Annotated in this window: 17 protein-coding genes and 1 tRNA gene; 12 read left to right on the top strand and 6 right to left on the bottom strand. The window is 62.6% G+C overall.

Annotated elements, in window-relative coordinates; translation table 11 throughout:
• Positions 1-139 precede the first annotated feature (139 nt).
• Both EB815_RS23825 and EB815_RS23820 read left to right on the top strand, forming a co-directional pair.
• Positions 140-1,144, top strand: a complete 1,005-nt coding sequence (locus EB815_RS23825) for an alpha/beta fold hydrolase (RefSeq protein WP_056566647.1) — start codon at positions 140-142, stop codon at positions 1,142-1,144.
• 53 nt (positions 1,145-1,197) lie between these two features.
• Positions 1,198-1,482 (top strand): hypothetical protein, encoded by a 285-nt coding sequence (locus EB815_RS23820; RefSeq protein WP_056566644.1) that lies wholly within the window; start codon positions 1,198-1,200, stop codon positions 1,480-1,482.
• Positions 1,483-1,584: 102 nt separating this feature from the next.
• Here the strand turns inward: EB815_RS23820 and EB815_RS23815 are convergent, their stop codons facing one another.
• The 3 genes from EB815_RS23815 to EB815_RS23805 all read right to left on the bottom strand — a co-directional run bounded on the left by EB815_RS23815 (position 1,585) and on the right by EB815_RS23805 (position 3,244).
• A complete protein-coding gene (locus tag EB815_RS23815; protein WP_019857848.1) occupies positions 1,585-1,824 on the bottom strand; it encodes a DUF2188 domain-containing protein in 240 nt (79 codons plus the stop codon).
• Between the two features lie 29 nt (positions 1,825-1,853).
• On the bottom strand, positions 1,854-2,132 hold the full coding sequence (locus EB815_RS23810; RefSeq protein ID WP_056566641.1) for a DUF982 domain-containing protein: 279 nt from the start codon (positions 2,130-2,132) through the stop codon (positions 1,854-1,856).
• A 446-nt stretch (positions 2,133-2,578) separates the two neighbouring features.
• On the bottom strand, positions 2,579-3,244 hold the full coding sequence (locus EB815_RS23805) for a helix-turn-helix transcriptional regulator (RefSeq protein ID WP_171883314.1): 666 nt from the start codon (positions 3,242-3,244) through the stop codon (positions 2,579-2,581).
• Between the two features lie 16 nt (positions 3,245-3,260).
• Between EB815_RS23805 and EB815_RS23800 the strand changes: the two genes are divergently transcribed.
• The 7 genes from EB815_RS23800 to EB815_RS23770 all read left to right on the top strand — a co-directional run bounded on the left by EB815_RS23800 (position 3,261) and on the right by EB815_RS23770 (position 10,158).
• Positions 3,261-3,476 carry a hypothetical protein gene (locus EB815_RS23800; protein ID WP_171883313.1) on the top strand — a complete coding sequence of 72 codons (216 nt, stop codon included), beginning with the start codon at positions 3,261-3,263 and terminating at the stop codon, positions 3,474-3,476.
• A gap of 31 nt (positions 3,477-3,507) precedes the next feature.
• Entirely contained in the window at positions 3,508-4,851 is a 1,344-nt protein-coding gene (locus EB815_RS23795; RefSeq protein ID WP_065005070.1) for a glutamine synthetase family protein, read from the top strand.
• A gap of 42 nt (positions 4,852-4,893) precedes the next feature.
• The gene (locus EB815_RS23790; protein WP_056566635.1) at positions 4,894-6,033 is read left to right on the top strand and encodes an ABC transporter substrate-binding protein; all 1,140 of its coding nucleotides are present in this window, start codon (positions 4,894-4,896) and stop codon (positions 6,031-6,033) included.
• 84 nt (positions 6,034-6,117) lie between these two features.
• Positions 6,118-7,227: an ABC transporter ATP-binding protein gene (locus tag EB815_RS23785; protein WP_056566631.1), complete on the top strand. Its 1,110-nt coding sequence runs from the start codon at positions 6,118-6,120 to the stop codon at positions 7,225-7,227.
• Between the two features lie 3 nt (positions 7,228-7,230).
• Entirely contained in the window at positions 7,231-8,109 is an 879-nt protein-coding gene (locus EB815_RS23780; RefSeq protein ID WP_056566629.1) for an ABC transporter permease, read from the top strand.
• A complete protein-coding gene (locus EB815_RS23775; RefSeq protein ID WP_056566626.1) occupies positions 8,106-8,936 on the top strand; it encodes an ABC transporter permease in 831 nt (276 codons plus the stop codon). Before EB815_RS23780 ends, EB815_RS23775 begins: the two co-directional genes overlap by 4 nt.
• Before the next feature lie 52 nt (positions 8,937-8,988).
• Positions 8,989-10,158 (top strand): iron-containing alcohol dehydrogenase, encoded by a 1,170-nt coding sequence (locus EB815_RS23770; protein ID WP_056566624.1) that lies wholly within the window; start codon positions 8,989-8,991, stop codon positions 10,156-10,158.
• 29 nt (positions 10,159-10,187) lie between these two features.
• Here EB815_RS23770 and EB815_RS23765 read toward each other — a convergent pair whose 3' ends face one another.
• Positions 10,188-11,291, bottom strand: coding sequence for an NADH:flavin oxidoreductase/NADH oxidase (locus tag EB815_RS23765; RefSeq protein WP_056566621.1), 1,104 nt, complete (start codon positions 11,289-11,291; stop codon positions 10,188-10,190).
• A gap of 153 nt (positions 11,292-11,444) precedes the next feature.
• Here EB815_RS23765 and EB815_RS23760 point away from each other — a divergent pair, with 153 nt between their 5' ends.
• Positions 11,445-12,023 carry an NUDIX domain-containing protein gene (locus tag EB815_RS23760; RefSeq protein WP_056566871.1) on the top strand — a complete coding sequence of 193 codons (579 nt, stop codon included), beginning with the start codon at positions 11,445-11,447 and terminating at the stop codon, positions 12,021-12,023.
• A 183-nt stretch (positions 12,024-12,206) separates the two neighbouring features.
• On the top strand, positions 12,207-12,518 hold the full coding sequence (locus EB815_RS23755; RefSeq protein WP_155772404.1) for a hypothetical protein: 312 nt from the start codon (positions 12,207-12,209) through the stop codon (positions 12,516-12,518).
• Positions 12,519-12,562: 44 nt separating this feature from the next.
• On the opposite strand, the gene EB815_RS23750 is transcribed toward EB815_RS23755, so the two are convergent.
• Both EB815_RS23750 and EB815_RS23745 read right to left on the bottom strand, forming a co-directional pair.
• Positions 12,563-12,648, bottom strand: a tRNA-Leu gene (locus EB815_RS23750).
• Between the two features lie 282 nt (positions 12,649-12,930).
• On the bottom strand, positions 12,931-13,596 hold the full coding sequence (locus EB815_RS23745) for an outer membrane protein (protein WP_056566615.1): 666 nt from the start codon (positions 13,594-13,596) through the stop codon (positions 12,931-12,933).
• Positions 13,597-13,765: 169 nt separating this feature from the next.
• Between EB815_RS23745 and ade the strand changes: the two genes are divergently transcribed.
• Positions 13,766-15,583, top strand: coding sequence for an adenine deaminase (gene ade, locus EB815_RS23740; protein WP_056566612.1), 1,818 nt, complete (start codon positions 13,766-13,768; stop codon positions 15,581-15,583).
• Positions 15,584-15,589 lie beyond the last annotated feature (6 nt).

Below are 15,589 nucleotides of genomic sequence, written 5' to 3'. Positions count from 1 at the left end.
CCTGAGATAGCGCGGCGCGTGGCTGTCGGCAATGCCAACCGAGCGGGGAACAATCCATGCCTGGACGCGCCCGCTTCGACGCAAGGTTGCGGCGTGACCGGATGCGGTTAAGCTCAAACAGGTTCTGATTGGGTGAACAATGCTGATATCGATCCTGTCTTGGCTGCTGGCCCTGCTGTTCCTGCTGGCGGCCCTGGGGATTGCCTGCCTGGTGCTGGCAACGTTGTGGATCGCGGCGAAGGCACAGAGACTGGTGCCGCCGGTCGGAAAATTCATCGAGATCGACGGCAACCGCATCCACTATGTCGATGTGGGCGAGGGCAGGCCTATCGTCTTCCTGCACGGGCTTGGTGCGCAACTCCATCACTTCCGGCACACGCTGTTTGGGCACTTTGGCCCGGGCTACCGGCTGATCGCGCTCGATCGTCCGGGATCGGGCTATTCGGTTCGCGCCAATGGCGCCACGGGCCGGTTGCCCGAACAGGCGGCCTTGGTGCGGCGCTTCATCGAAAGGCTGGGGCTGGAAACGCCGCTGGTGGTCGGCCACTCGCTGGGTGGCGCCGTCACGCTGACCCTGGCCGTGGAACATCCCGAGGCGATTTCGGGCATCGCCTTGCTGGCGCCGCTGACGCATCTGGAAACCCGGGCACGCCAGCGATTTGACCTGCTCTATATTCCCTCGCGCCTGTTGCGCTGGGTCATGGCCTATACCGTGGCGATACCTCTGAGCCTGCGCTATGCGCGGCCGACAATGGAGTTCATCTTCGGGCCGCAGGCTTTTCCCGAGGACTATATGGTCGCCGGCGGCGGGTGGCTCGGGCTGCGGCCAGGCAATTTCCAGGCGACATCAGCCGATATCGTGGCCATCGAACAGGATCTCGGTCGCATCGAACAACGCTATGACGAGATTGCCATGCCCGCCGGCATCCTCTTCGGAACCGCGGACCGCGTCATCGATATCCGCATCCACGGCGAGCCCATGCGAGGCGGGATCGAGGGGCTCGATTTCGAACCTGTCGATGGCGTTGGCCATATGCCGCAGTTTGTCGAGCCCAGGCGGGTGATCGGTTTCATCGAGCGGATCGGCGCCAGGGCGTTTCCATCACCTCAGCCTCACGACAATTTCAATGAACCATCCGGCTGACCGGCGGGTTCACCCGTGTCGCACCCAAGGCGACCAAGACACGGAGTAATTCAATGTACACGAAACTTCTCGCAGCATCGGTTCTGACGATCGGCCTCGCCACATCGGCGATGGCCCAGTCATCCGACGGCGCATATTCCAATCATCACGACTGGTGGCCGTTCGCCAACGAATACTCTTCAGGCGTTGACCAGAACACGACCGGAAGCATCAATGGCGACCGCTCCGGGCTGGACACCCTTGGCAGTTCGGGCCCGGTCGGCCCCTGTGCCTACAACACGGCCGGGCCTGACGCGAATGCCCAGGGCAACGTGAACGACCAGTACTGCGGCAAATAGTCGGCCGCTGGGCAGCCGTCGACCGTAGGACGCCGTCTCTCCTGGCGTCCGCGGTCGGCGCCCTGCCTTTTCCCCGCAGGCAAGCTCTCTTCTTCGGAAAATTTAGTCTGACACCTCGGTCTGCGGCCGGTCGCGGCCGTCAGCCAGTTCCTCGTGCCATTTGCCGTCGGCATCCTCATACTGGATGCCGTCCGTCGCGCCTGCCACCTGCTGCTCGGCCGAAGCGATCTCGGCGGCGCGCAGTGCGTCCTGATGGGTGGGGAATGTCTCCGAGAAGGTCGAACCGACCTTGTAGGCCCAGCCGCCGTCATGCTCGACGATCTTGTAAGTCAGCTTCGCCATCAAAACCTCCGGTTGAAAGGTCCGCCTGCTCAATGCAGCCGGTCGTCGAACAGCTTGTCTTCGGGCACCAGTACTTCAGATTCCCTGGCGGCCTCGATCAATGCCCGTCGCGCATCCGCTGTCGAACGATAACCTTCCAGCACTTTGAGGCAAGTGTCGAGGGCATCACGATGACGCGGGCCGCGATTAAGCGGCCACACCGTCATCAGACATTCCGCCGCTTCCTGGGTGCTGCGGATATGGCGATACTTGCCGACATGGCCGAGTTCGACCACGACCGGCGTTTCAAAGGGTTTGTTGTCCATCATGGCCGCAACGCAAAGCAGCCAATTTGGTTGCAAAAGTGGCTTTCAGCCTGCGCCCAAAAGTCGCGTCGCGTTCGCGACGTGCTTTAGGATGTATTCAGGTCAGGCCGAGCCGGGGATGGTGGCTTCGAGAACCAGCACGCAGCGTGCGTTTGGGTAACGTAAGCACCGGAAGCGCAGAAAATTGCCGTTCGCGGGCCGGCATCACCTGAATATCAACACACCCGAGATCATTTCCAAAAAACGGATTTTTTTGGTGACATGCATCGGCGTCTAAGTAGCCGCAATCGTTGCGCAACCAGCCGGGCTGTGGCCCCTCCCGCGGCAAAGCAAGCAAACCCGAGCCTTTTCAACGCCAGCCGGATCGCATGCCGCCCATCTTTGACGCGCGGTGGCTGGCGCGGCCTGTCTCAACGCTCGCCGCAAGCGCTACTCAGCGCCATTGCGCGTTATTGCTTCGAAAGATGAAAGATAAACATCGAGAACAGTTCGGATTGGCTGGAGATATCAAGCTTCTGGTGAATATTCTTGCGGTGGATCTTAACCGTCCCCTCGGCGATGTTCAGCGCATCGGCGATAGCCGCGCTCGAATGTCCACGCAGGATCAGCGAGGTGATCTCGATCTCGCGTGGTGTCAGCACGCCGCCTGTCATCCGGTTCAGGGTCGCATTTATCGGATCGACCGGTTCGCCATCGGTTCCCCTCGGACTGAGGCGAGCGTTGCTCCAGTTCCGTTCGATCAAAAGCCGGATCACCGGTTCGGCATCATGGATAGCCTTGAGATCGCGCCGTCCGAACGCGGGTGATTCCATCGGGCGGGTGAAACTGATGACGATGGCCGCGCTCCCCGCCGGCCGGCAGACGATGCCGACCTCGTCGCGAATTTTTGTCAGGCCGTAATGCTGGCGGAAATACTCCGAACTGTAGAACTGGTCCGGCGCCATTCTTCTCAGTTGCCTGACCCCGACGGCCTTCGGGTCCGTCGCCGCGCGGTAGAAGGGATCGAGCAGATAAGGTCCGTTTGCATAGGCGGTGATCACGGTCGCCGCGCGTACGGGATCGATATTGTGGTAGAGGCAGATCGGCTTTTCCGTGCCGGAATAGGCGAAGATCATCACGATATCGAGGTCGATGACCGCCTTCAGCGCCTCTTCGATACGCTGCGGGAAGTCCGGCGTGCCGACCTCCTGGATCGCCGCGGCGATCTTCCGGTTCCACGGCGCAAAGCCTGCAATCACCACGATCTTCTGTCCTCTGGCCGGGCTTCTGGAGCCCGTTCGGGGCCGCCCTAATTTTCGTCTCGTCTATCCCTATCGGGATATTCAGTTGCGTGAAGGTCAACCCTAGCCTCGGGATGAAAATATCGAGGCGGGCATATATGTCGACAGTCAATGAAGCCGGTGCGGCCTTCGCGTCTGGTGTTGAAAAGCTTGGCGCCAGGGCCGTGCACATCGGCATGATGGACCCAGCCGGCGAATTTCGCGACAAGCTGGTCTCCGTCGACAAGGCAGTCAAGCTGGCCGCCAAGGGCTATCCGTTCTGCGAGGTCCTCTATTTCTGGGATATCGCCGAGAAAACCTTCATCGACGGCGCTTTCATCGACCGGCCGGCATTCCTCGATGCCGCGAGCCTGCGCAAATATCCGTTCGCGGAGGATGCCGCGCTCTGCATCGCCGATTTCTCGGGCGATTTCGGCAAGCGTTCGCCGCGCAATCTTTGCCAAAGGCTGATAGGGGATGCCGCTGAACTTGGCTTCGACGTGTTCTCGGCATTCGAATACGAGTTCTTCCTGTTCGACGAGACGCCCGAAAGCCTACGCGCCAAGGGCTATCGCGACCTCACCTATTTCGCGCAGGGCAACCGCACCTATTCGCTGCAGACATCGGCCATCCATGGCGACCTGCTGCAGGGCCTGCACGATACGATGACGACTATGGGGATCGGCCTCGACGCCATCCACACCGAACTCGGGCCGGGATGTTTTGAAGCACCGCTCACTTATGCCAAGGGCTTGAAATCCCCGGACGACGCGGCGCTGTTCAAGAATTTCGCCAAGGCCTATTTCTCCCGCAACGGCCTGACCGCCGGCTTCATGTCGAAGCTTTCGCCGGCGCTGCCAGGCCAGTCCGGCCACCTGCATGTCTCCATGCGCGACCGGCAGGGCAATGCGGTGTTCGCCGATCCCGGCGCGCAGGATGGCATCAGCAGGCTCGGGCGTCATTTCATCGGCGGCCTGGTCGGGCTTATGCCGGAACTGCTGGCCATGTGCGCCCAAACAGTCAACGCCTACAAGCGGCTGGTGCCCGGCGCCTGGGCGCCGACCTCGGCCAATTGGGGTGTCCAGAACCGCACGGCGGCGGTGCGCGTCATCAATGACGAGCCCGAATCCACCCGCGTCGAGTTTCGCGTGCCCTCGGCCGACGCCAATCCCTATCTGGCGCTGGCGCTCTGCATCGGCGCTGGCCTTCACGGCATCCGCAACGAGATCGAGCCGCCGGGCGGCAGCGGCGAGAATTTCTATGCCGCGACCCCTTCGCTGGAGGCCGTCTTCCCGTCGGATCTCGGTCAGGCGGCGGAGCGGCTCAACGCAAGCACAGTCGCCCGCGAGATCTTCGGCGAGGACTTCATCGACAGCTTCGTTACCGGACGACGCTTTGAGTATGGCGAGTACCAGAAGCAGGTAAGCGAATGGGAGATCAGGCGGTACCTCGGCATCGTCTGACCGGGAGTTTTTGGGCTGATAACAAAGGAAGGGAACAGGCAAATGAAAAAGGGAACATCAGGCACCGGGGGCGTCGATCGCCGCGCGGTGCTGAAGGGCATGGGCGGCCTCGGGCTTGCGGTCGCGGGCGCCGGCATCCTCGGCATGCCGAAGGACGCATCCGCCGCCGAAAGCCTCAACTACATGTGCTGGGAAGGCTACAACGCGCCGTCAATCCTGGACCCGTTCCAGAAGCAGAAGGACGTCTCCATTTCCGTCGACCTGATCACCGACTCCGCGGGCGGCTTCGCCAAGCTCGCCGCCGGTGCATCGAAGGATTTCGACCTCGTTTCATCAGACAGTCCCTGGATCGCGCGCATGGGGCCGGCGGGCATCTGCCGCTACATCGACGACAAGGATTTCGCCGACCAATACGCCGAGTTCTACCCGCAGTTCCGTGCGCCCTTCACGCCCCTGCAATTCGAAGGCAAGGCAACAGGCTTGCCGACCCGCTGGGGCTGGGTCGGACCGACGGTCAACACCAAGTTCGACAAGCTCGAGACCTGGTCGAGCTACGCGCCGGTTTTCGACGCCGCCTACAAGGACAAGATCTGCCTGCTGGACTGGGGCGATTGGCCGATCATGCCGCTGGCCCTTTACGCCGGCGTCAATCCCTATGTCGAACTCGACCAGGCAGCACTGGACGAAGTGCGCAAGGTGCTGCGTGCAGCCTTTAAGAACACCCGTGCCATTGTCGCCGACCTGGCGATCGCCCAGAAAGGCCTGATCGATGGCTCGTTCCGGGCGCTGATCGGCGGCGGCACCTACGCCACCTCGTCGCTGCGCATGAAGGGCCACGACTACATCCAGTCGATCGTGCCCGAGCCGAGGAATGGCCTCAAGCAGGGCATCATCTGGATGGAGGCTACGGGCCTGATCGCAAACGACCGCGACTCCAAGGTCGCCGCCGACTTCCTGAAATACATCGTCTCGCCGGAGGTGGCCAAGCAGTTGTCGATCACCGAGGCGACCTGCAATCTCGTTCCGAACGCCAAGACGGAAGCGCTGTTCTCGGACGCCGAGAAGAAGGCGCTGCAGATGGATTATATGTGGACGGCCTGGGACAACAGCCACTTCCACACCGTCGCGCCGAACATCGACGACATGCTGGCGATCTGGCAGGAAGAACTGGCCGCGCGTTGAACGTCATTTATTGAATTGAAGCCCGCGCGTTCCGGCGCGCGGGCTCCATCATATATTTTCACCCACATTCAGGGCGGGCGAGTTTTGACAACCGCAATCATCAATGCGCCAATCATCAATGCGTCTGGCATCGTCAAGGACTACGGCTCCATGCGAGCCTTGCATGGCGTGTCCCTCGACATCGGCGCGGGCGAATTCATGGCGCTTGTCGGCCCTTCCGGTTGCGGCAAGACCACGCTGCTGAAGATCCTTGCCGGTTTCGAGGACCCGACCGCCGGCGTGCTGGAAATCCAGGGCCAGAACATGCAGGGCGTGCCGGCCGCGAAGCGGCCGACGCGCATGGTCTTCCAGAAGCTGGCGCTGTTTCCGCACAAGACCGTGTCGGACAATATCGGCTTTCCACTCAAGCTGCAGAAGGTGGCGAAGGCCGAGATGGACCAGCGCATATCAGCCATGCTCGACCTCATGCACCTTAAGCGCGAGTATCTGACACGCTATCCCGTCCAGCTTTCCGGCGGCGAACAGCAGCGCGTCGCGCTCGCCCGCGCTCTGATCTCGCGCCCGAGCGTGCTTCTGCTCGACGAGCCGATGAGCGCGCTCGACGCGAAGCTGAAGAAATCGCTGCAGGCCGAGCTGAAGAAGCTGCATCGCGAACTCGGCACCAGCTTCGTCCTCGTTACCCACGATTTGGAAGAAGCCATGATGCTTGCCGACCGTATCTGCGTCATGCGCGCCGGCGAGGTCGTGCAACTGGGCACGCCGTCGGATATCTACTACCGTCCGGCCAACATGTTCGTCGCCGGCTTCATCGGCGAAACCAATTTCTTGCCGGTGGCCGTCTCGCGCGACGGCGGCGACGCAAAGGTTACTTCGCCGCTGGTCGGTGACAACGCAGCCGTGATCGCCGGGGAGCAGATTTCTCTCTTCCTGGGCAGTGCGGCGACAGCCCTGCTGGTTCGTCCCGAGACCATCCGTTTCGTCACCGGCGCGGCTGAACCAGGCGAATGGGTGCTGAACGGCACTGTCGAGGAGTATTTCATCAAGGGTTCGTCGACGCAGTATCGCGTGCGCGTCCCCGGCCTGGACAAGGCCGTGGTCATGGATCTCGCCGGCTCGCTTGATCTGCCGGCCAAGGTCTCCGACAGCGTCAGGATCGGCTTTCATCCGACCCGCAGCTTCCTGCTTTCGGAGTGAGCCGTGCGGACCGATAGCAAGCGCTGGGATGATCCGGTTCTCGTGGCTGCGGTGGCGCCGCTCGCGATCGTGATGCTGCTGTTCTTCATCATTCCGTTGCTCATGACGGTGGTGCTGTCGTTCCAGACGACGCAGTTCTATCGCCTGTCCTGGACCTGGGACCTCAAGGTCTGGACCGAAGTGTTCTCCAAGCCGCATTACTGGACCATCATGGCGCGAACCGTCGTCATGGCCTTGGTGTGCGTGGTCGTGTGCGTGCTCATCGCCTTTCCCGCCGCCTACGCGCTGGCGACGCGGCTCAGGGCCTATAATGCGCAGATCCAGATCCTGATCATCTTCGCCTTCCTGACCGACGCGGTGCTGAAAACTTTCGGCTGGATCCTCGTGCTCGACAAGAGCGGCGTCGCCAACTGGCTGCTGGCGCATCTCGGCCTCGGCCCGGAAGCGCTCAATCTCCTGTTCACGCCGACCGGCACGATGATCGGCATGGTCTATGGCCTCGTCGTCTATCCGATGTTCACCATCTATTTGTCGCTGGCACGCATCGACCGAGACCTGGTGCTGGCCGCCTATGATTCCGGCGCATCGCGGCTGCGCGCATTCTTCGAAGTGACGCTGCCGCTTGCCCGTCCCGGGCTCTATTGCGGCGCCGTGCTTGTCTTCGTTCTCAGCCTCGGCGCCTTCCTCGAACCGAAGGTGCTCGGCGGCGGCACCGCGCCGCTGGCTTCCGAGCTGATCCGCCAAAGCTTCGAGACGCGGGTCAACTGGCCGCTCGGTGCGGCGCTGACGCTGGTGCTGATCGTCATCGGCGCCCTGTCGCTGTCGCTCGCCGCCTTTATCCTGATGCGCGGGTCGGCCAACCACGAAAGGTCTGTCCGATGATCCCGGAACGCCTGAAGGACAGGGTTGTCGACGTTTTCCTCGTCGGCACCATGGCTCTGCTGATCCTGTTCTTCTACGTGCCGATCCTCACGCTGGTCGTGTTTTCCTTCACCGACAGCCGCGTGCTGACCTTCCCGATCGAAGGTTTCTCGCTCGAATGGTATGGCGAACTGTTCCGCAAGCCCGACTTCCTGCCGGCGGTCGCGAATTCCGCGATCGTCGCGGCGGTCTCGACGGTCTTTGCCACGGTGCTCGGCTCGGCCGGCGCGGTGGCGTGGATCCGCTATCGCTTCCGCTTCCAGAACGTCTTCCGAGCCGTCAGCTTCCTGCCGTTGCTGTTCCCGCAACTGCTGCTCGGCGTGGTGATGCTGTTGTGGTTTTCGGTGCTCGGCAACTGGCTGGGCTTTTCGACCGGACTGGCGACGGTGATCATCGGCCATATCGTCTACATCACACCTTTCGCGCTGGTGATCGTGGCCGTGCAGGTCTACGGCTTCGACGAAACGCTGGAGGATGCCGCGCGCGATGCCGGCGCCACCGGCTGGGAAGTCTTCCGCGAAATCACTTTCCCGCTGTTGTGGCCCGGCATTCTCTCCGCCGCGACCTTCGCCTTTCTCCTTTCCTGGGGAAATTTCTACGTCTCCTATTCGCTGGCAGGCACGGCGCGCACGCTGCCGATCTTCGTCTACAGCGGCATCGCCGTCGGCTCCTCGCCGATCTATCCGGCGCTCGCCACGCTCAACTTCATCCCGGCCCTGATCCTGGTTTTCCTGGTCGACTTCCTGCGACGCCGGGCGCTCAAACGACAGAAGCTGGCGACAGCCTGACCTCAAGCCAATTTCCAAGCCAATTCCCAAGCCAATTCAAGGTAATGATCCCATGACCGCTTTCACCCCGGCCGTTTCCGGCAACTGGAGCTTCCCGACCTCAGTGCGCTTCGGCAATGGTCGGATCTCGGAACTTGCCGGCATCGTTCGCGAACTCGGCGCGAGGCGGCCGCTGGTCGTCACCGATGATGGCCTGAAGGCCCTCTTTCCGGTGCAGCGCACGCTCGAGGTGCTCAAGGCGAGCGGGTTGGATGCCGGCTTCTTCCACAACGTCAAGCCAAACCCGACCGGCGGCAATGTCGCCGACGGCGTGGCGATTCTGAAGCAGGGCCAGCACGACCTCGTCGTCGCCATCGGCGGCGGCAGCGCGCTCGATGCCGCCAAGGCGATCGCGCTGATGGCGACGCAATCCATCCCGATGTGGGATCTCGAGGATATCGGCGACAACTGGAAGCGTGCCGACACGTCCCACCTCGTTCCTGTTATCGCCATACCGACGACCGCCGGTACTGGCTCCGAGCTCGGCCGCGCCTCGGTCATTACCAACGAGGCCGAGAAGCGCAAGGTCATCGTCTTCCATCCGCGCATGATGCCGGATGTGGTGCTCATGGACCCGGAGCTGACCACCGGACTGCCCGCCCATATCACGGCGGCCACCGGTATGGACGCGCTCTCGCATGCGCTGGAAGCCTATTGCGCGCCGAGCTATCACCCCATGGCCGAAGGCATCGCGCTCAATGCCCTGAGGCTGATCAAGACCTGGCTTCCGGTCGCCGTGGAGGATGGGCAGAACATCGAAGCCCGTGCGCAGATGCTGATCGCGTCCGGCATGGGCTGCGTGGCCCTGCAGAAGGGCCTCGGCGCGATCCATGCGCTCGCCCATCCGCTCGGAGCCCTCCATGATACCCATCACGGCCTGCTCAACGCCGTGCTGATGCCCTATGTCGTCGAATTCAACGCCCCGGTGGTGGAAGAGAAGCTCGGCCTGCTTGCGCGCTTCCTCGACCTTCCGACGCACGATTCTCGCGCGGTCTTGGACTGGATCATCGAACTGCGGGTCCGATTGAACATCCCCGCCACGCTGCCGGGGATCGGGCTGACCGACATCGACGAGGAACGCGTCGCCACGATGGGCGAGAGCGACCCTTGTGCCGGCGGCAACCCGATCAAGCTTGACCGCGATAAACTGCGAGCCATCCTGCGGGCCGCCATATCAGGCTAATCCGCAAGGCACTGTCGGCAAAAGGCAAGTCAGCCGGCCGCCTTCATCCAGTGTTCCATCGTCGTCACCGAGCGGGCGAGCTGCGGTGCCGGATGGATCTTTTCGCTGAATGTGGCGGCCGCACGCCATCCCCAGCGCGGATCGGCAAGGAAGGCGCGCGCCAGCGCCACCATGTCGGCGCGGCCCTCGGCGAGAATTGCCTCGGCCTGTTTGGGATCGTCGATCAGCCCGACCGCGCGGGTCGGGATGCCGGCACCCTTGCGCACGGCTTCCGCCAGGTGCACCTGGTAACCGGGGCCGGTGGGCAATTTCTGCAAGGGCGAATTGCCGCCACTGGAACAGCAGAGATAGGCGACGCCCTCCGCCTTCAGTGCCTTCGCCACCTCGATCGCATCCTCGACTTCGAAGCCGCCATCGACCCAGTCCTTCACCGACAGCCGCGCGCCGAGCATCAGCTTCGGCACCGCTTTCTTCACCGCCCTGGCGATTTCGACGACAAGGCGCATCCGGTTTTCCAGCGAACCGCCCCAGCGGTCGGTGCGTTGATTGGACAATGGCGAGAGGAACTGGAAGATCAGGTAGCCATGCGCGGCATGCAGTTCGATGAAGTCGAAGCCGGCGCGTGCGGCCCGCCTTGCGGCTTGAGCGAATCGTTCGATGAGCTGCAGGATCTCTTCCTCATCCAGCGCGCGCGGCACATTCCAACCGGTGTCATAGGCGATGGCCGAGGCCGAGACGGTCTGCCACGGATCCTCGTTTGGCTGCAGCGGCCCGCCGCCCTCCCAAGGCTTGCGGTTCGAGGCCTTGCGGCCGGCATGCGCCAGCTGCGTGCCGAATTTCGTGCCTGGGGCGGCCACGCGCCTTGCGGCGTCCAGGGCACGACGGGCGGCGGCTTCATTGTCGTCGGAATAGAGACCCAGGCAGCCATGTGAAATGCGCCCGCGCCGCTCGACATCGGTCATCTCCACCGTGACCATGCCAGCGCCCGACATGGCCAGGTTCATCCAATGGTAAAGATGCCAGTCGCTGGCGCAGCCGTCCTCGGCGGAATACTGGCACATCGGAGCGACAGCGATACGGTTGGGGAAGGCGAGGCCGTCGAGCGTGATCGGCTGGAAAAGCGATGTTGTCATGAAAAGGGGCTCCGGGAGGGGTAAGCAGCTGTCTAGGCAATGGATCGAGGGCGCGCCAGACACGAGACGGTGAAACGTATTTTTGAACCATTCGCCTGCATTGCGCAAATACCGGTTGGTGGCTACGCCTCGACCCATAGCATGGAGACCATGATGGAAGACCGCATCCGCATCCGTTCGGAAGAAATCCTCTCCGACGACTGGGCTGTCCTGAAGAAGACCGTCCTCGATTACCGCCGGCGCGACGGCCAATGGGAGACGCAGGTCCGACAGACTTATGATCGCGGCGATGGCGCGGTCATTTTGCCATACGACCCTCAGCGCTCGACGGTGCTCCTGGTGCGCCAGTTCCGCTATCCCGCCTACGTGACCGGTCACCGCGAACCGCTGATCGAGGCCTGTGCCGGGCTGCTCGATGAAAACGATCCCGAGACCGCCATCCGCAAGGAGGCCGAGGAAGAACTCGGCTACCGGCTGCAACATGTGGAACGGCTGTTCTCGCCTTACATGAGCCCGGGCAGCGTCACCGAGCGGCTCTGGTTCTTCGTCGCGCGCTATTCGCCCGCCGACCGAATCTCGGCCGGCGGCGGCGCGCCGGAGGAGGGGGAGGACATCGAGGTTCTGGAAATGCCGCTCGACGAGGCGCTGGCCGGCATCGCCGACGGCCGCATCGTCGATGCCAAGACGATTATTCTGATCCAGTATCTGAAGCTGAACCCGATCCTTGCCTGACAGTGTTCTGGCGCCCGCAAACGACCTCATGGAGGCCACAGGGCCGCTCCCGCGAAGCGTATATTAGCAATAAACGATATATTAATGGCTGTGATGCAGCCTTTGGCACAGAATGGGACACCTCCTCATCGACGTTCCCAGCGCCCTGGAGCGCGGGAGGCTTGACCAATGCGGAGCAAGCGCATGAGTGTCGGAGCAGCTCTCGAACAATTGCTGCGGTTGATTTATCGCCGAGCCATGAAATTGTCTGTGTTGCCGGAGGATGAAAGGGATCCGCACTACGATCTCATCCGTCTGTCATGTTGCGCGGCCGCCGAACGCATTGGGCAGAGCCCTGACCAAGCGGCCATTACGGCAAACGACATGGTTGAGTTTGTGCGCGCACTGGTCGGAATCATTGAGGTGGGCTGTGGACCAGACCATGGGCGAAGCGCCGGTCAGCCGTCGCCTATACAACGTACTGGTGGCCAAGAGAGCGGCACCACGCGCATCTAGCAAACAGGCAAGAAGGTCCCTTTGACGGTCGTATGATTTCATTGTGGTGCGGACGACGGGAATCGAACCCGTACGATCAGAGATCGAGGGATTTTAAGTCCCTTGCGTCTACCAATTCCGCCACGTCCGCAGGCCCGCCCTTTTCAGATGTCAGACACAGGCCGTCAAGTCGTGTTCTTGAGCTGTCGGAAACGCGCACCCCATAGGAGAAAGCGTGGCGATACTGGTGTGATCGCGGAATTATCCGCGCCGCGCGCAATGAGTAAGGTGTTTGGACGGTGGATTTGATCCGCCGAGGCCGGCGTCTACCAGGCCCAACCCATTCCCCCGCCCACTGGGGGCGCCGGCCGCCCCTATCGTCGAATTGTTGACTGCGTCACAGGCGTCGCGCGCCTGTCGATGTCGGTAAGGATCAGAACTTGTAGCTGAGATTGATCCCGACGGTGTTCAGCTTCGTATCCTGGTCGCGGCCGACGAAATCGGCGGATCCATCATAGTGCTCGGAACCGAAATCATAATAGCGATACTGCGCGCCGACGACGAACTTGTCGGTCAGCGCATAGTCGACGCCGGCACCTACGGTCCAGCCGACATTCGTGCGTGTCTGGGAGAAGGCGGAGCCCGACGCTTGCGAGGTTTCGACACCGGCAAAGGCGATGCCGCCTATGCCGTAGACCAGCACCCTGTCCATGGCGTAGCCAGCCTTGGCGTTGACCGACCCGAACCACTTGATGTCGGTGCCGAAATTGTTTCCTGCCCCCGCTTCGGTCGCGCCGTCGACGGCGGAATAGTTGAGGTCGGCTTCCGCGCCGATCACCGCCTGGTCGAACTGCCAAAGCCCCGCGACGTGCCCGCCGACGAAACCGCCATCGATGTCAGGCGAGACGGAAAACGGCTCGCCCTCCGTTCCTGAGATGTCGGATTGGCCCCAGCCATAGCCTGCCTGCAGGCCGGCGTAGTATCCGGTCCAGTCGAAGCCTGGCGCGGTCATCGGCACGTCGACTGTCGGGTCGGCCGCGAAAGCCGGCATGGACAGGGCGGCAAGAAGACCGGCGCTTGCGACCAATAGGCGATACATTGAACTCCCCGGATGAAGAGCCAGAAAGATCCTTGGCAGGCAAGGTAGACCGATTTACGACAAAACGGAATCCATTTCTGGTTGCAGCCTGTGCGGCTCGCCGACCCGCGGTTTGGCGCTGGTCAAAACCAGGCAGGCTTGGCACAGTCGTGCAAACAGGAGTCCCTTCATGGCAAAGAAGCCGGCGGCGCATGCGACGAAACCCAAGCCCTGGACCGAGATGGCGACGCATCTGGTCGACGTTGCCATGGGGCGCAAGCCCGCCGACCTCGTCATCCGCAACGGCCGCTGGGTGAACGTTCACTCGGGCGAGATCATCGCCGGCACCGACATCGCCATCGCCGGCGGCCGTTTCGCCTATTGTGGGCCGAATGCCAGCCACGCCATCGGCCAAGGCACCAAGGTGGTCGATGCCGGCGGGCGCTATCTGGTACCCGGCCTCTGCGACGCGCACATGCATGTCGAGAGCGGCATGGTGACGGTGACCGAATTCTGCCGCGCCGTCATCCCGCACGGCACGACGTCGATGTTCATCGATCCGCACGAGATCGCCAATGTGCTCGGCTTGCCCGGCGTGCGGCTGATGCATGACGAGGCGGTGGCGATGCCCATCAACGTGCATGTGCAGATGCCGTCCTGCGTGCCTTCGGCGCCCGGGCTGGAGCACGCCGGCGCCGAGTTGACGGTGGCTGATGTCGCGGAAGCGATGACCTGGGAAAACATTATCGGGCTCGGCGAGGTGATGAATTTTCCGGGTGTCGCCGCCAACGATCCGGTCATGTCGGGTGAGATCGCGGCGACGGTCCATGCGGGCAAGACGGTCGGCGGCCACTATGCGTCGCGCGATCTTGGCCTCCCGTTCCACGGCTATGTCGCCGGCGGACCCGAGGACGATCACGAGGGCACGCGCGCCGAGGACGCTATCGCCCGCGTGCGCCAGGGCATGAAGGCCATGCTGCGGCTGGGCTCGGCCTGGTACGACGTCGCCTCCCAGATCAAGGCGGTGACGGAGAGCGGCATCGATCCGCGTAACTTCATCCTGTGCACCGACGACAGCCACTCAGGCACGCTGGTGCACGAAGGTCACATGGATCGGGTGGTGCGCCACGCCATCAGCCAGGGGCTGAAGCCGGTGACGGCGATCCAGATGGCGACGATCAACACCGCCCAGCATTTCCGGCTGGAACGTGAGATCGGTTCGATCGCGCCGGGGCGGTTGGGCGACCTGCTGATTGTCTCCGATCTCGCGGCAATGACCATCGACGAGGTCTATGCGCGCGGCGTCAGGCTGGCCAAGGGCGGCAAGCTCAAGATCGACATTCCGGCTTACGACTACCCGAAGACGGCGAAGAACACCGTCAAGTTGGGCAAGAAGCTGAAGGCCGGCGATTTCGACATCGCGGCTCCCAAGGGTGCCAACGAGGTGCGGGTGCGGGTCATCGGCGTCATCGAGAACCAGGCGCCGACTCGGGCGCTGGAAGCGGATCTACCGGTCGAGGACGGGCTGGTCGCCATGGATCGCCGCAACGATGTCTGCCAGATCGCGCTCGTCGAGCGCCACAGGGGCACGGGCGGTGTCACCAACGCCTTCGTCTCCGGGTTCGGCTATATGAGCGATTGCGCCATGGCCTCGAGCGTGGCGCATGACGCCCATCACATCATCTGCGTCGGCACCAACAAGCAGGACATGGCGCTGGCGGTCAACCGGCTGGGCGAAGTCGGCGGCGGCGTCGTGTTGTTTTCCAAGGGCAAGGAACTGGCGCTGGTCGAAATGCCGATCGCCGGGCTGATGTCGGACGAGCGCGCCGAGATCGTCGCCGCCAAGGCGGAGAAACTGACCGAGGCAATGCGAAAGATGGGCTGTTCCCTGAACAACGCCTACATGCAGCATTCGCTTTTGGCGCTGGTGGTCATCCCGGAACTCAGGATTTCCGATGTCGGCCTGATCGACGTAACGACCTTCCGGAAGATCGACCTGTTCGTCTGAGGCCAG

The sequence above is a fragment of the Mesorhizobium loti genome (genome assembly GCF_013170705.1).
In the GTDB taxonomy this organism is placed as follows: Bacteria; Pseudomonadota; Alphaproteobacteria; order Rhizobiales; family Rhizobiaceae; genus Mesorhizobium; species Mesorhizobium loti_D.
The sequence above is the reverse complement of the archived record's forward strand: the minus strand, read 5'-3'. Positions and strand labels throughout refer to the sequence as shown.

Bases quoted from the DNA above. Each gene is read 5' to 3' on its own strand.
- EB815_RS23805 (WP_171883314.1), bottom strand. From the start codon at position 3,244: ATGATCTTCGCCTATTCCGGCACGGAAAAGCCGATCTGCCTCTACCAC.
- EB815_RS23810 (WP_056566641.1), bottom strand. From the start codon at position 2,132: ATGATGGACAACAAACCCTTTGAAACGCCGGTCGTGGTCGAACTCGGC.
- EB815_RS23775 (WP_056566626.1), top strand. From the start codon at position 8,106: ATGATCCCGGAACGCCTGAAGGACAGGGTTGTCGACGTTTTCCTCGTC.
- EB815_RS23800 (WP_171883313.1), top strand. From the start codon at position 3,261: ATGACCGCCTTCAGCGCCTCTTCGATACGCTGCGGGAAGTCCGGCGTG.
- EB815_RS23765 (WP_056566621.1), bottom strand. From the start codon at position 11,291: ATGACAACATCGCTTTTCCAGCCGATCACGCTCGACGGCCTCGCCTTC.
- EB815_RS23770 (WP_056566624.1), top strand. From the start codon at position 8,989: ATGACCGCTTTCACCCCGGCCGTTTCCGGCAACTGGAGCTTCCCGACC.
- EB815_RS23755 (WP_155772404.1), top strand. From the start codon at position 12,207: ATGAGTGTCGGAGCAGCTCTCGAACAATTGCTGCGGTTGATTTATCGC.
- ade (WP_056566612.1), top strand. From the start codon at position 13,766: ATGGCAAAGAAGCCGGCGGCGCATGCGACGAAACCCAAGCCCTGGACC.
- EB815_RS23815 (WP_019857848.1), bottom strand. From the start codon at position 1,824: ATGGCGAAGCTGACTTACAAGATCGTCGAGCATGACGGCGGCTGGGCC.
- EB815_RS23790 (WP_056566635.1), top strand. From the start codon at position 4,894: ATGAAAAAGGGAACATCAGGCACCGGGGGCGTCGATCGCCGCGCGGTG.
- EB815_RS23825 (WP_056566647.1), top strand. From the start codon at position 140: ATGCTGATATCGATCCTGTCTTGGCTGCTGGCCCTGCTGTTCCTGCTG.
- EB815_RS23820 (WP_056566644.1), top strand. From the start codon at position 1,198: ATGTACACGAAACTTCTCGCAGCATCGGTTCTGACGATCGGCCTCGCC.
- EB815_RS23795 (WP_065005070.1), top strand. From the start codon at position 3,508: ATGTCGACAGTCAATGAAGCCGGTGCGGCCTTCGCGTCTGGTGTTGAA.
- EB815_RS23745 (WP_056566615.1), bottom strand. From the start codon at position 13,596: ATGTATCGCCTATTGGTCGCAAGCGCCGGTCTTCTTGCCGCCCTGTCC.
- EB815_RS23760 (WP_056566871.1), top strand. From the start codon at position 11,445: ATGGAAGACCGCATCCGCATCCGTTCGGAAGAAATCCTCTCCGACGAC.